Annotated in this window: 12 protein-coding genes; 5 read left to right on the top strand and 7 right to left on the bottom strand. The window is 73.3% G+C overall.

Going from position 1 to position 13011, the window contains the following annotated elements; all coding sequences use genetic code 11:
* Positions 1-145: 145 nt before the first annotated feature.
* The 3 genes from ACZ7LS_RS13815 to ACZ7LS_RS13805 form a co-directional block, all read right to left on the bottom strand.
* Positions 146-1405 (bottom strand): GAF domain-containing protein, encoded by a 1260-nt coding sequence (locus ACZ7LS_RS13815; RefSeq protein WP_385134402.1) that lies wholly within the window; start codon positions 1403-1405, stop codon positions 146-148.
* Positions 1406-1505: 100 nt separating this feature from the next.
* A complete protein-coding gene (locus ACZ7LS_RS13810; RefSeq protein ID WP_385134399.1) occupies positions 1506-2870 on the bottom strand; it encodes an SWIM zinc finger family protein in 1365 nt (454 codons plus the stop codon).
* Positions 2867-5788 (bottom strand): DEAD/DEAH box helicase, encoded by a 2922-nt coding sequence (locus ACZ7LS_RS13805; protein ID WP_385134396.1) that lies wholly within the window; start codon positions 5786-5788, stop codon positions 2867-2869. The genes ACZ7LS_RS13810 and ACZ7LS_RS13805 overlap by 4 nt, the downstream gene beginning before the upstream one ends.
* Positions 5789-6068: 280 nt before the next feature.
* On the opposite strand from ACZ7LS_RS13805, the gene ACZ7LS_RS13800 reads away from it, so the two are divergent.
* Together ACZ7LS_RS13800 and ACZ7LS_RS13795 are read left to right on the top strand one after the other, a co-directional pair.
* Positions 6069-7148 (top strand): fatty acid desaturase family protein, encoded by a 1080-nt coding sequence (locus ACZ7LS_RS13800; protein WP_382530034.1) that lies wholly within the window; start codon positions 6069-6071, stop codon positions 7146-7148.
* A gap of 68 nt (positions 7149-7216) precedes the next feature.
* The gene (locus ACZ7LS_RS13795; protein WP_129766350.1) at positions 7217-7399 is read left to right on the top strand and encodes a hypothetical protein; all 183 of its coding nucleotides are present in this window, start codon (positions 7217-7219) and stop codon (positions 7397-7399) included.
* 149 nt (positions 7400-7548) lie between these two features.
* On the opposite strand, the gene ACZ7LS_RS13790 is transcribed toward ACZ7LS_RS13795, so the two are convergent.
* From ACZ7LS_RS13790 to ACZ7LS_RS13780, 3 genes are all read right to left on the bottom strand, one after another.
* Positions 7549-8379 carry a hypothetical protein gene (locus ACZ7LS_RS13790; protein ID WP_382672815.1) on the bottom strand — a complete coding sequence of 277 codons (831 nt, stop codon included), beginning with the start codon at positions 8377-8379 and terminating at the stop codon, positions 7549-7551.
* 70 nt (positions 8380-8449) lie between these two features.
* Entirely contained in the window at positions 8450-8746 is a 297-nt protein-coding gene (locus ACZ7LS_RS13785) for a hypothetical protein (protein WP_382530031.1), read from the bottom strand.
* A 175-nt stretch (positions 8747-8921) separates the two neighbouring features.
* Complete coding sequence (locus ACZ7LS_RS13780) at positions 8922-9521, bottom strand: class I SAM-dependent methyltransferase (protein ID WP_382968402.1); 600 nt, start codon at positions 9519-9521, stop codon at positions 8922-8924.
* Positions 9522-9785: 264 nt separating this feature from the next.
* Here ACZ7LS_RS13780 and ACZ7LS_RS13775 point away from each other — a divergent pair, with 264 nt between their 5' ends.
* Positions 9786-10187, top strand: coding sequence for a YciI family protein (locus ACZ7LS_RS13775; RefSeq protein WP_382672611.1), 402 nt, complete (start codon positions 9786-9788; stop codon positions 10185-10187).
* 27 nt (positions 10188-10214) lie between these two features.
* The gene (locus ACZ7LS_RS13770) at positions 10215-11501 is read left to right on the top strand and encodes an RNA polymerase sigma factor (RefSeq protein WP_385134390.1); all 1287 of its coding nucleotides are present in this window, start codon (positions 10215-10217) and stop codon (positions 11499-11501) included.
* Here the strand turns inward: ACZ7LS_RS13770 and ACZ7LS_RS13765 are convergent.
* A complete protein-coding gene (locus ACZ7LS_RS13765) occupies positions 11464-12150 on the bottom strand; it encodes a CGNR zinc finger domain-containing protein (protein ID WP_385134387.1) in 687 nt (228 codons plus the stop codon). The genes ACZ7LS_RS13770 and ACZ7LS_RS13765 overlap by 38 nt on opposite strands.
* A gap of 108 nt (positions 12151-12258) precedes the next feature.
* Between ACZ7LS_RS13765 and ACZ7LS_RS13760 the strand changes: the two genes are divergently transcribed.
* The gene (locus tag ACZ7LS_RS13760) at positions 12259-12960 is read left to right on the top strand and encodes an SDR family oxidoreductase (RefSeq protein ID WP_385134384.1); all 702 of its coding nucleotides are present in this window, start codon (positions 12259-12261) and stop codon (positions 12958-12960) included.
* Positions 12961-13011: the final 51 nt, after the last annotated feature.

Below are 13011 nucleotides of genomic sequence, written 5' to 3'. Positions count from 1 at the left end.
CGTCGCACGGGCGGGTGCCGTGGTGCTCTGTGAACCGACAGTAAGGAGCGAGGAGCGGCTCCGCAGCGCGGGAGGCGCCGAGCGTGGTCAGCCGGCGGAGCGGTTCATCGTATGTACGTTCGCCCGCATGGCCGGGGCGCAGCCGTCACCTCCGCTGCCACGCGTCGAGTTCGCGTACGCGCGCGAGTGCGGCGGGGCGCTGCTGTCCGGGGAGCACGGACGCGAGCGCCCGCCACGCCGGAAGGTCGTCCTCGCCCCAGGGGCTGTACGCCCAGTCCGCCAGCAGCCCCGGGTCACCGCGGGCGATCAGCGCGGCCCGCAGCTGGTCCGCGAGACGCCGGCGCAGCCGTACCACCCTGGGCGCCCGCGAGGCGGGCAGCAGCGGCCCGGCGTACGCGCTCATCGCGGAGGTCACGGATCCGGAGGCCAGCCGCCGCCGCACGGTGTCGTAGTCCGACTCGACGGGCGCGGCCAGCCGGTAGGGCCGCGAACGCAGCAGACCGGGGCCGAGCAGCCCGCGCAGCCGGGAGAGTTCCGCGCGCAGCGTGACCGGCGTGACCGACTCGTCCTCGTACAGCTCGATGAGCAGTTCGTCCCCCGTGACGCCGTCGGGACGGCGCGCGAGGAGTGTCAGGATCTCGCTGTGCCGGGGGCTCAGCCGCAGCTTGCGGCCGGCCGCCACCAGCAGCGCCTCGTCACGTCCCAGCGCGGTCAGCCGTACGGCCCCGGCGTCGGCGTCGGGCGCCGGCGCGAGCAGCGCGAGCTGTGACTCCGCGGCCCGCGCGACCGCGCCCACGAAGGCCAGACTGTGCGGATGGGCCAGCCGGTCACCACCGGTGATGTCCACGGCGCCCAGCAGCCGTCCGCTGAACGGATCGTGGACGGGCGCCGCCGCGCAGGTCCATGGGTGCGCGGGCCGCTGGAAGTGCTCGGCCGCGAAGACCTGTACGGGCCGGTCCACGGCGATCGCGGTGCCGGGCGCGTTCGTTCCGGTGACGGCCTCCGACCAGCGCGCGCCCGGCACGAAGTTCATCCGGCCCGCCAGCAGCCGGGTCGCCCGGTGCCCCTCGACCCAGAGCAGTCTGCCGTGCGCGTCGCACACGGCCATCAGATGCTCGCCGTCCATCGCGTACGCGCCCATCAGTTCACGGAAGAGCGGCATCACCCGGGCCAGCGGGTGGGCGTCGCGGTATCCGGCCAGCTCGTCGTCGGACAGCTCCACGCGCGCCGTGCCCTCCGGGCTGACATGGGCACGGGCGGAGCGCCGCCAGGAGGCCGCCACCACCGACCGCACCGGATGCTCGACCCGTCCCGCGGTCGCGTACGACTCGTACGCGCGGCGCAGCGCCCCCCGGCGCTTCACCGGGTCGGCGCCCGCTTCCAGAGCCACCCAGGTGTCGGTCAACACGGCCTCCCCGGTCGGACGTCACCGGACGTGACCATCGTCGCTCCGGCGGCCCGGCCGGACAAGCGTCCCACCGGGCCACCGTGCCGTACAGATCACCTCATTCCCCGGTGGGCACGTCCCCGGCGAGCGCGTCCGCGAGGGCCGCCGCGGGATCGGGGCCGCCCGGACCGGCCGGGGCCCAGCGGCCGCGCTCCTTGCGGTACGGCCACCAGCGTCCGTCGCGGCCGTACCGCAACTGCGCCGGAGTCCCGGCCACCGTCCAGCGACCGCCGCCGCCCGCCCGCAGCGGAGGCCGGTCCCCGTCCTCCCAGGCGGCGTCGAGAGCCGCCGTGGCCCGTGCGAGGGCCTCGGGCTCCGGGGTCCAGGCGTCCTCCAGTACGGCGAGGGCCGCCGCGCCGCCGTACCTCCAGGCGCGTACCGCGAGATCCAGCTCGGCCGGCCGCCGGCCGGAGCCCGAGGCGAGCCGCGCCACCAGCCGCTGGCCGGACGCCGTCGCGGCCAGCCGTACCGCGTCCTGCGCGGGCGTCAGCTCCGGCTCCTCCGGCTGCTGTTGATGGCCGGGCAGCAGGGCCTCCGACAGCAGCCGCAGCGCCCGCGCCGCCGCGTCCGCGGCGAGGAACTCCAGGGCGTCCGCGTCGATCCCGGCGGGCGGCGCGCCCTCCGTGTCCAGGGCCGGGGGCTGTCCCGGCTCCGGCTCCGGCGGCAGCGGCGGGGGAGCGGGCAGCGGGGGCAGGAGGCCGCGCGCCGCGAAGGCGGCCACGGCCGGTACGCCCGGCTCCTCGCCGCCGGCGCCGTCACGCGTACCGTCTCCCGGCTCCTCCTTCGTACGGGCGGCGCGCGCGACGCTGCGTACCTGAAGCTCGTCGAGGAGCCGGCGCTCGCTCCTGCCCCGCATCAGCAGCAGGACGAACGGATCCTGGTCCAGCAGCCTGGCCATCTGGTAGCAGAGCGCGGCGGAGTGCGGGCAGTGGTCCCAGGCCTCGCAGCCGCACTCCGGCTCCAGGTCGCCTATACCGGGGAGGAGTTCGACCCCGGCGCCCGCGGCGTCCTCCACCAGATGCGGCGGCATCTCCCGGTCCAGCAGGGCCGCGATATGCCCCGCCCGGTCGACCGCCATGTCCAGGAAGCGGTCCCACTCCTCCTCGCTCAGCTGCTGCAACAGCACATCGCTGCGCTGGGCGGTGCCGTCCCGGTCCTGGACGACCGCGGTGATCCGTCCCGGCCGTACGGACACGGCGCCGACGGCGCCCTCGCGGGCCTGTCTGCGCCCTCGCTTCAGCTGCTGGCCGTCGAGCGCGGTGTCCTCCAGCGCCTTCAGCCAGGCCCGGCCCCACCAGGTCTGCGCGAAGGCCCGGCCCTGGGCGGGCGCCAGGGCGGCGAAGGTGCGCTCGTCGCCGTCCTGCGAGCCGCCGGGCGAATCCAGCGAACCGTCCTCGGAACCGCCGTCGTACGCACCACTCATCGGGCGCTCCCTCGCAGCTCCACCAGATCCGCCAGCTCGGCGTCGGTCAGTTCGGTCAGGGCCGCCTCGCCGGAGCCCAGTACGGCGTCGGCCAGACCTTGCTTGCGCGCCAGCATCTCGGCGATCCGGTCCTCGATCGTGCCTTCGGTGATCATCCGGTGCACCTGTACGGGCCGGAGCTGTCCGATGCGGTACGCGCGGTCCGTCGCCTGCGCCTCGACGGCGGGGTTCCACCAGCGGTCGAAGTGCACGACATGCTCGGCGCGGGTCAGATTGAGCCCGGTGCCCGCCGCCTTCAACGACAGCAGGAAGACCGGCACCTCGCCGTTCTGGAAGCGGTCCACCATCGCCTCGCGCTCGGCGATCGGCGTACCGCCGTGCAGGAACTGGGTCGGCACACCGCGCGCCGCGAGATGCCGCTCCAGCAGCCGCGCCATCTGTACGTACTGGGTGAAGACCAGCACGCTCGCGTCCTCCGCGAGGATCGTGTCCAGCAACTCGTCCAGCAGCTCCAGCTTCCCGGAGCGGTCCGTGAGGCGCGGCCGCTCCTCCTTCAGATACTGCGCCGGGTGATTGCAGATCTGCTTGAGCGCGGTCAGCAGTTTGACGACGAGCCCGCGGCGTTCCATGCCGCCCGCCTCCGCGATCGCGGCGAGGGTCTCCCGTACCACCGCCTCGTACAGGCCGGCCTGTTCCCTCGTGAGGGAGACGGCGCGGTCGGTCTCGGTCTTGGGCGGCAGCTCGGGCGCGATCCCCGGATCGGACTTCCTGCGGCGCAGCAGGAACGGGCGGACCAGCGCGGCGAGCCGTTCGGCCGCCGCCGGGTCGTTGCCGCTCTCGACGGATTCCGCGTAGCGGGTGCGGAACGTGCCGAGGCGGCCGAGGAGCCCGGGGGTCGTCCAGTCGAGGATCGCCCACAGCTCGGAGAGGTTGTTCTCCACGGGCGTGCCGGAAAGGGCGACCCTGGCCCTGGCGCCGATCGTGCGCAGCTGCCGCGCGGTGGCGGAGTACGGGTTCTTGACGTGCTGCGCCTCGTCGGCCACGACCATGCCCCAGTCCGTCCCGCCGAGCCGCTCCGCGTCCAGCCGCATGGTGCCGTACGTGGTGAGGACGAACTCGCCGTCACCCAGCTCCTCCAGACCGCGCGAGGCACCGTGGAAGCGGCGCACCGGTGTGCCGGGACCGAACCGTTCGATCTCCCGCTGCCAGTTGCCCATCAGGGAGGCCGGGCAGACGACCAGGGTCGGGCCGGCCGCCGCCGGGTCGGTCTGCCGGTGCAGATGGAGCGCGATGAGGGTGATGGTCTTGCCGAGCCCCATGTCGTCGGCGAGACAGCCGCCGAGTCCGAGCGAGGTCATGCGGTGGAGCCAGTTGAGCCCGCGGAGCTGGTAGTCACGGAGCGTCGCGGCGAGCGCGGCCGGCTGGCCGATCTCCTGTTCCGCGCGCTCCGGATCGGCGAGCCGGTCGCGCAGGGTGGCGAGCCAGCCCGTCGCCCGAACCTCGACCCGGCGGCCCTCGACCTCGGTGGAGCCGGTGAGTACGGCTTCGAGCGCGTCGACCGGGCTGAGCTTGCGGTCCTGGCTCTCGCGGGCACGCCTGGCCTCCGCCGGGTCGATCAGGACCCACTGGTCACGCAGCCGGACGACGGGACGGCTCGCCTCGGCGAGCCGGTCCAGCTCGGCGCGGGTGAGCCGCTGATCGCCCAGCGCGAAGTGCCAGTTGAAGGAGAGGAGCGCGTCGGCCGACAGGAAGGCGGGCAGATCCGTCCCCCGCCGCGGGGATCCGCCGGTTCCGGCGGAATCGGCACCGTCTGTCGCGGCGGCCGCGTCGGAGCCGGCCCCTTCCTCCGGGGGGCCGATCACCGCGCGGGCCGTCAGTGTGCGCGCCGGCTCCCGTGGCCAGTGCACCTGGACGCCGGTCGCGGCGAGCGCTCCGGCCGCCTCCCCGAGCAGTTCGGTGACCTCCTCGTCCGCCAGCTCGATGGAGTCCGGCACGGCGGCCGAGAGCAGCGGGGCGAGCGGCGGCCAGGCGCGGGCGGCGCGGCGCAGCGCGAGCAGGGCGTCCAGCCGGGCGCGCGGCCCGAAGGCCGCCGCCGAACCCGACCACACGTCGGCGGCGTCGGCGACCGCCGAGGGATCGCTGACGCTGTGCATCTGGAGGACGGCGCGGAAGACCGGCCCCGGTGTGCCCGACGCGTCGTCGGCCAGGCCCGGCAGTTCGACGCGCAGCGAGAGCCGTACGCCCGCGTCGTGCCCCGCCGCCACATCCCCGGCCCAGTCACGCAGTTCGGGAAAGCGCCGCGGCGGGGTGGCGGCGAAGGCGGGCCCCGCCGCGACGAGCGTGGCCGCCGGCGTACGCGGCAGCCCGTCGGCGACGGCGTCGAGGAAAGCCCTCAAGAGCCCTTCGGGCCGGGGGAGAAGGAGCGTGTCCACCGGGCCGGCCGGTGGGCCGGCGGCGGTGCCGAGCGGTACGGCGTGCGCGCTGGGCGGCATGGACGCGGCCAGCGCGCGGATCCGCTCCAGATCCTCGGCGCTCAGCGGTCCGGCCCGCCACGCGTCGTGATCCGTACCGGTGAGGCCGGGCAACAGCCGCCCACGGGCGGCGAGTTGCAGGGCCAGCAGCGCCGCGGCGCCCCAGAAGGCGGCGGACGGCGATGTGTTCGCCGCGGCGCGGGCCCTGGTGAGCACCGGGAGAGCGGCGGATACGGGAGTCAACAGCGCCCGGACCGTGAGAAGGTGGCCTTCGGTGTCGACGACGGCCAGTTCCTCCGGGGAGCCCGGTCCGGACGGCGGCTCCGCGCCGTCGGATCGCCAGAAGGCGATCCGTCCGGTGCGAGCCGGATCCGCGGGGAGAAAGACGGTGGAACACGTTGGGAGTTCGGCGGTTCGGGAGAGCGTTGCCGCAGGGAGCCTGTGCACAGCGAAGACGCATTCCTCAAGTTTGACTAATGCGGGTCGGAGCCGCCGAGGGTACCCCACCGCGAAGCCACGCGGCGACGGCACCGCCGTGACCCGGCTCACTCCCGCGACACCCCAGGTGTAGCCAGCACCACCCCCACCCCCCCGGTCAGCACCCACCCGTTCCGGGTGGTGGCCTCATGGCTGCCAGGTAGCACACACCCCTACGTTTCACAGGGGCCGACGCAGTCCGCGCGGCCCTCTCTCAGCGCCCACCTCGGCCTACAGACCGGAGACCGACATGCCCCAAGCCGCCGCCAGCCCCCTCGCGGAGCCCATACCCGACCCCGCAGTCGGCCGCGCCGGCGGCAGCGACTTCACCCCTCTCCTGCGTACGGTCAAGGAACAGGGCCTCCTGGAGCGACGGGTCGCCTGGTACGCCCGGGGCATCACCGTCAACTTCCTCTTCCTGGCCGCGATCGTCGCCGGAATGGTGCTCCTCGGATCCTCCTGGTGGACGCTGCTCCTCGCGCCCCCGCTGGCCGTCGTATCGGCGCGTATGGCGTTCGTCGGCCATGACGCGGGGCACGCCCAGATCACCGCCGACCGGGGCAGAGGCCGTGTCATCCAGCTCGTCCACGCCAACCTGATGCTCGGAATGAGCCAGGAGTGGTGGAACGACAAGCACAACCGGCACCACGCCAACCCCAATCACATCGACAAGGACCCGGACGTCGCCGCCGACATCCTCGTCTTCACCCAGCACCAGACGGCGGGCCGGACGGGACTGCGCCGCTGGCTCACCCGCCACCAGGCATGGCTGTTCTTCCCGCTGACCACGCTGGAGGGCATCGCCCTCAAGGTGTACGGCTTCCAGGCCGTCTTCTCCCGCGGCGACGACCGGATGCCCGCCCGCCGGCGGGTGACCGAGGGGGCGCTGCTCGCCGCGCATGTCGTGGCGTACGTGACCCTGCTGCTGACCACGATGAGCGTCGGCCAGGCCGTTGTCTTCGCCGTGATCAACCAGATGCTCCTCGGTCTCCATCTGGGCATGGCCTTCGCGCCCAACCACAAGGGCATGGAGATGCCCGATCCGGAGAACAGCGAGGGCTGGGGCCATCTCCGCCGTCAGGTCCTGACCTCGCGGAACGTCCGCGGCGGACTTCTGACCGACTGGTTCCTCGGCGGGCTGAACTACCAGATCGAGCACCACCTCTTCCCCAGCATGCCGCGCCCCCATCTGCGGCTCGCCCAGCCGATGGTGCGCGCCCACTGCCTCGCGCTGGGGCTCCCGTACACGGAGACCGGACTGATCGAGTCGTACCGCCAGGCGCTCGGCCATATGCATGAGGTCGGCGAACCGCTGCGCGCGGGCGCATAGTGGAACTGGCGGACGCCCGTGCGCGTTCACTGGGCAGGAAGCGGCTTGGCCGCGAAGGAGGCGTCGGGATGTCGACACGTACGAAGATCGCCATCGGGGGAGTGGCCGTTGGCCTTCTTCTGATACCGCTGATCGGATTCTGGTTCTCGCTACTGGTGGTGCTCGGCGTGCCGGCGGCCGCGTATCTGATGCTGGACCCGTCGCAGCGCCGCAGGCTGCGGAGGATCAGCCGGAAGGAACTCGGCCGCTGACCCGGCCGGGGTGAGTCACCCGCGTGCGGGGTCCTGGGCCGGACGGCCCGGGGGCCCCGCACGCGCACGCCGTAGGTCCCGCGACCGGAAGCCGGCCGTCCGGGTGGGGCGCCGCTCGTGGGGCGCCGTCCGCGCGGGTGTCGCGGGTGTCAGGCCGGCCGTACGGCCATGTCGTCGAGCGCCTTCAGCAGGTGAGGCAGTTCCGCGCCCCGGCCGACCGGCAGCACTTCCCCCGGCTCCTCGTCCAGCAGGACGAACGCCATGTCGTCGGTCCTGGCGACGAAGGACCAGCCGGGACCGTCGGCGCGCAGGGTCCGCGCCTCGCCGGGGGCGAAGCCGGAGCGGACCCGGCCGGGTGGCGGTGGCGTGTCCAGATAGCCGCGCAGCTCCTTCAGCACGCGCCGCACCCCTTCGTGGGCGGGCGCCGGTGCTCCGTCGCCGTCGGCGGCCTCCGGTTCCCTGCCGTGCAGCTGTTCCCGCCACGCCGTCCACTGGAGCGCGATTCCGTCCGCGCCGAGGCGCCGCTGAGCCGGGCCCCATGTCTCCGTGTCGGGCGGCGCGAGAGGCGGCCGGAGGCGATCCTCCCCGGCGCCGGGTTCCGGTTCCGGGTCGTGCGGGGCGGGTACGCCGGGCGCCGCGACCGCCAGGGCGACCGGCCAGCCGGGCAGGGCGCACACCACGGTCCGTTCCCCCGGGGACAGGTCGTGCTCCATGCCGCAGTCCCAGGCCGCGATCGCGACCGCGACCAGCGACACGTCGTCCACCACCACGGTCCAGCGGGCCCCGTCGCCGTCCTGGCCCATGACCAGCCCATACCCCCGGTCGTACGGATCGAGACCGAGGGCGGCACAGGCCTCCGGGTAGTCGTCGCCGAGTACGGCAGGGAATCCCGCCGGTGTGAGCAGCGCGGCGGTGAGCACATACAGTGCGTCGTCGTCCACGGAGTCTTCCGTTCCGGTCACCGCGCCTCCCGAACCCATCGGTTGTCGGCGCACCCTAACCAGTGGGTAACCCGGACGTCGAGAGCGCGGTACGAGCAGGCTTTCCCGCTCAGGGCCCGGCCACGGGCAGGCCGAGCAGGCCGCGGGCCACGGTCTGCGGCGACTCGTCGCGCTCGCGGGCGAGCGCGATGACCGCGCGGCAGGCGAGTTCGCTGACACCGAAGGAGAGCGCCTCCGGTGAGACCCAGCCCGCCGCCTCGTCGATCCGCTGCTGATCGTCCTCCGCGCACGCCGACACATAGGTGGCGGCGGCCTCGAATATGTTGTGCGGCCGGGCCGGGGACCGTTCCGCGGCCGGGGCGGTGGCACGGTCCGACACGAGGATCCTGCGCAGTCTGCTGAACACGGGGTCCACCTTCCCTGCTGCCTGGCGCTGCTCGGGGCCGCGCGGCCGTCGGGGCCGCCCTTCCAACGTACGGTCGACCGGGCTCCGGCAGAAGAGGCCCTTCCCCGGTGCGCGCCGGGAGCAGCCGGGACGGGGCCCGGCCGTGGCGCTGCCGCGAAGGGCCGGGACGCGGGGATCAGCCGTGGCGTACGGCCAGGGCCAGGAAGCGGGAGTCCTCGTCGGTGTACGACTCCAGCCGCCAGCCCGAACCGGCCAGCAGCGGGCGGAGGTTGGGCTCGGCGCGCAGATCCCCGTCCGTGATCCGCCGGCCCTGCCGGGCCGCCAGCGCCGCCCGGCCGACGGGATGGAACAGCGCCAGCCGGCCCCCCGGCCGTACGACGCGGGCCAGCTCCCGCAGATTGTCGCCGGGGTGCGGGAGGTGCGCGATCAGCCCCGCACCGAACACCGCGTCCAGCGCCGCGGAACGCACCGGCAGCCGGCTCACATCCGCGAGCAGCAGCTGTCCGGCGGCGCGACGGCCGGCCCGTACGGCCGCGGCGAGCATCTCCGGGGTCAGATCCACGCCCAGGACCGTGCCCCGCGCGCCCACCGCGTCCCGCAGGGGAGGCAGCGCGCGGCCCGTCCCGCAGCCCGCGTCCAGCACGGCGTCACCGGGACGCAGCCCCAGTTCGGCGACGGCGGCGGCATAGGCCGGACCGTCGTCGGGGAAACGCGCGTCCCACTCCGCCGCCCGGGAGCCGAAGAATTCCTGCACATGTGTGTGGTCATGGGCCATGTGGCTATGATCCACGGCGCGGCCGTCACACCGCTCGGGCCGCCCCACTTCCCGTCGGCTTTTCCCGGGGGTAGCTTGTCCCAGAGGTTCCGGACATCCGGGATGTCCGGGATGTTCCGGGATCTCGGAGGTCGCCAGGGGGCTTCGCGTGGAGATTCTCTTGAGAAAACTTCGCTCGTCCCCGTCGAGGATGTCGAAATCACGGCGCGTGCTTCTACCTGTCAGTGAGAGCGCCGAGAAGGGCGCGACAGTGAGGAGAACGTCATGAAGTACATGCTGCTGATGCAGTTCAGTGAGAAGACCGTGGACTTCCCGCCGATCACGGAGTGGACCCAGGACGAACTCAGGGCCCATATCGCCTTCATGCGCGACACGAACCAGAAGCTCTCCGAGGCGGGGGAGCTGGTCTCGGCGGAGGGGCTGGCGGGTCCCGGCCAGGCCAGGATCGTACGGGCGGGCGGCGACGGCTCCGCCGTCATCACCGAGGGGCCGTTTCCCGAGACCAAGGAATTCCTGGCCGGTTACTGGATCGTGGACTGCGACAGCGCGGAGCGCGCGGTGGAACTGGCGGCGCACGTGTCGACAGCGCCAGGCCCGGGCGGAAAGCCGCTGAACATGCCGGTCGAGGTGCACCAGGTGATGGCGGGACCGCCCGAGGAGATGTGAGCGCTGACTGATACGACCCCCCGTCCGGTGGAGCCCGAGCCCGATCCGGGCAGGGATCCGCGCATCGACGGGGAGACGACGGCCGAGGACCTGCTGCGCACGCTGGCGCCGCAGGTCGTCGGCGTGCTCACCCGGCGGTTCGGGGACTTCGACTGGGCCGAGGACGCCGTGCAGGAAGCGCTGCTCGCGGCGGCGACGCAGTGGCCCGACGAGGGGGTGCCCGGCAACCCACGAGGCTGGCTGATCCAGGTCGCGAGCCGCCGGATGACCGAGCGGGTACGTGGCGAGCAGGCGCGCCGCCGCCGCGAGGACCTGGCGGCGAGACAACTGCCCGCGGACCGGTGGACGGCGCCGGCGGCGGACCGCGAGGACCCGGCGGACCGGGACGACTCGCTGGTCCTGCTGTTCCTGTGCTGCCATCCCGCGCTGTCGCCCACGGCCGCGATCGCGCTGACCCTGCGCTGCGTCGGGGGTCTGACCACGAGCCAGATCGCGCGCGCCTTCATGGTGCCGGAGACGACGATGGGGCAGCGGATCAGCCGGGCCAAGCAGCGGATCAGGACGTCCGAGGTCCCGTTCCAGATGCCGGAGGACGAGGAGCGGGCCGGCCGGCTCGACGCCGTGCTGCATGTCCTCTATCTGATCTTCAACGAGGGATACGCCACCAGCGAGGGCCCCGATCTGCAACGGGTCGAGCTGTCCCGGGAAGCGATCCGGCTGACCAGAGCCGCCCATCAACTGCTCCCCGATGACAGCGAGGTGGCCGGTCTGCTGGCACTGATGCTGCTCACCCACGCCAGAAGCGCGGCGCGCACCGGCCCGGACGGGGAGCTGATCCCGCTCGCGGAGCAGGACCGGGGGCTCTGGGACGCGCGGGCCATCGACGAGGGGACCGCGCTCCTCACGGCCACCCTGCCGAAGGGGCCTCTCGGTCCGTATCAGGTCCAGGCGGCGGTCGCCGCCGTCCACGACGAGGCGGCGACGGTCGAGGAGACGGACTGGCCGCAGATCCTCGCCCTGTACGGAGTGCTGGAGCAGCTGTCCGCCAATCCGGTCGTGTCGCTGAACCGGGCGGTGGCCGTCGCGATGGTGCGCGGCGCGGACGCCGGGCTCGCCATCCTTGATGACCTCGACGCCGACGGCCGTCTCGCGGGCAGCCACCGGCTGTATGTGGCGCGGGCCCACCTCCTCGAAATGGCCGGTGACCCGCAGGGCGCGCTGGCGAACTACCGGGAGGCGGCGCGCCGTACGACCAGCCTTCCGGAACGGCGCTACCTCACGCTCCGGGCCGCCCGGGTCGCCGCGCGGGACTGAGGGGCGTCTCCTCGGCGGCGGCCCGTATCCGCTTGCGCTGCCGCGAGGCGCGCAGATTGACGGCGTTGCCGCAGATACGTACGTCGTGCCAGACGCCGCTGTTGTTGCGTGACGTGTCGTAGAAGGCCGATCCGCACTCGCCGTTGCGGCAGATCTTGAGCCGGGGCCACGTTCCGGCCCGCTGGGCGAGCAGTGTCTCCGACCAGAGGGCCGACTCCAGCCAGCCGCGCCCCCGGCCGACCGGGAGCAGCTGTACCTGCCCCTGCTCGTCGGGGGCGAGCCGCACCGTCACGCCGCGAACGGGACGCGGCGCCGTCCCGGGAACGAGTACGGGACGGGGCGCCGCGCCGGGTGCGGGATCCGTATCCGGCGCCGGGGGCGGGGTGGTGAGCAGCCGCTCGAAGGACTCCCGCAGGTCGCGCAGGGCGCGGGGATCCGACGGGGACAGCGTGCAGTCGGGGGAGCCGAGGCCGTGGATACGGGTCCACTCCCCGGCGGCGCCGGCCAGCCATCGCTCGGCGGTCTCGCGATCGGCCAGCAGATCGGGCGCGTAGTCGCTGATCGCGCGGGTGTTGATCAGCTCCTGCACCAGCGCGAGTCCGGCAGGAGCCTGGCGTACGCGATATCGCTCACTGGCTACCCATGACATAACCGAATCCTACTTGACTATGTCGCGACGGGCGAGCACCGTGGAGACAGAGGCTAATGGATTACGCCTCTGTCTACTCCATTGTCCGTTCCATGAGGAGAGAGCGACATGACCACCGTCAACGGAGCGACCGCCCTGGTCACCGGCGGGCAGCGCGGCCTCGGCCGGGCCTTCGTACAGGAACTGCTGGAGGCGGGAGCCGCCAAGGTCTATGCGACGGCCCGTACACCCGTCGCCGAGAGCGACCCGCGGATCGTCCCCCTGCCGCTGGAGGTGACCGACGGGGACTCGGTCGGGGAACTGGCGCGCAGGGCCGGCGACGTCTCCATCGTCATCAACAACGCCGGGGTCTTCGCCGGAGGGGCGCTGACCGAGGTCGATATCGACGAGGTCAGGGCCCTCTTCGAGGCGAATGTGTTCGGCGCGCTGCGCGTCGCCCAGGCGTTCGCCCCTGTACTCGCGGCCCGTGGTGGCGGCGCGCTGGTCGATATTCACTCGGCGCTGTCCTGGGCGGCGGGAGCCGGTGTCTACGGTGCGACGAAGGCCGCTCTGTGGTCGCTCACCAACTCGCTCCGGCTGGAACTGGCGCCCCAGGGAACACAGGTGGTGGGGGTTCATCTCGGGTACACGGACACCGACATGATCCGTGGGCTGGACGTCGTCAAGAACGATCCGCGGCATGTGGCCCGCGATGTGATCACCGCGCTGGAGAAGGGCGAGAGCGAGGTCCTCGCCGACGATGTGAGCCGTGCCGTCAAGGCCGCGCTCTCCGGACCGGTCGAGGGGCTGAGCATGGGGTCGGCCGCCTGACGCCCGAGATCGCGCGCGGCCCGTCGCGGCGCCGACCAGGCGGGCGGGGCG

This window comes from Streptomyces sp. NPDC039430, assembly GCF_055639435.1.
The sequence above is the reverse complement of the archived record's forward strand: the minus strand, read 5'-3'. Positions and strand labels throughout refer to the sequence as shown.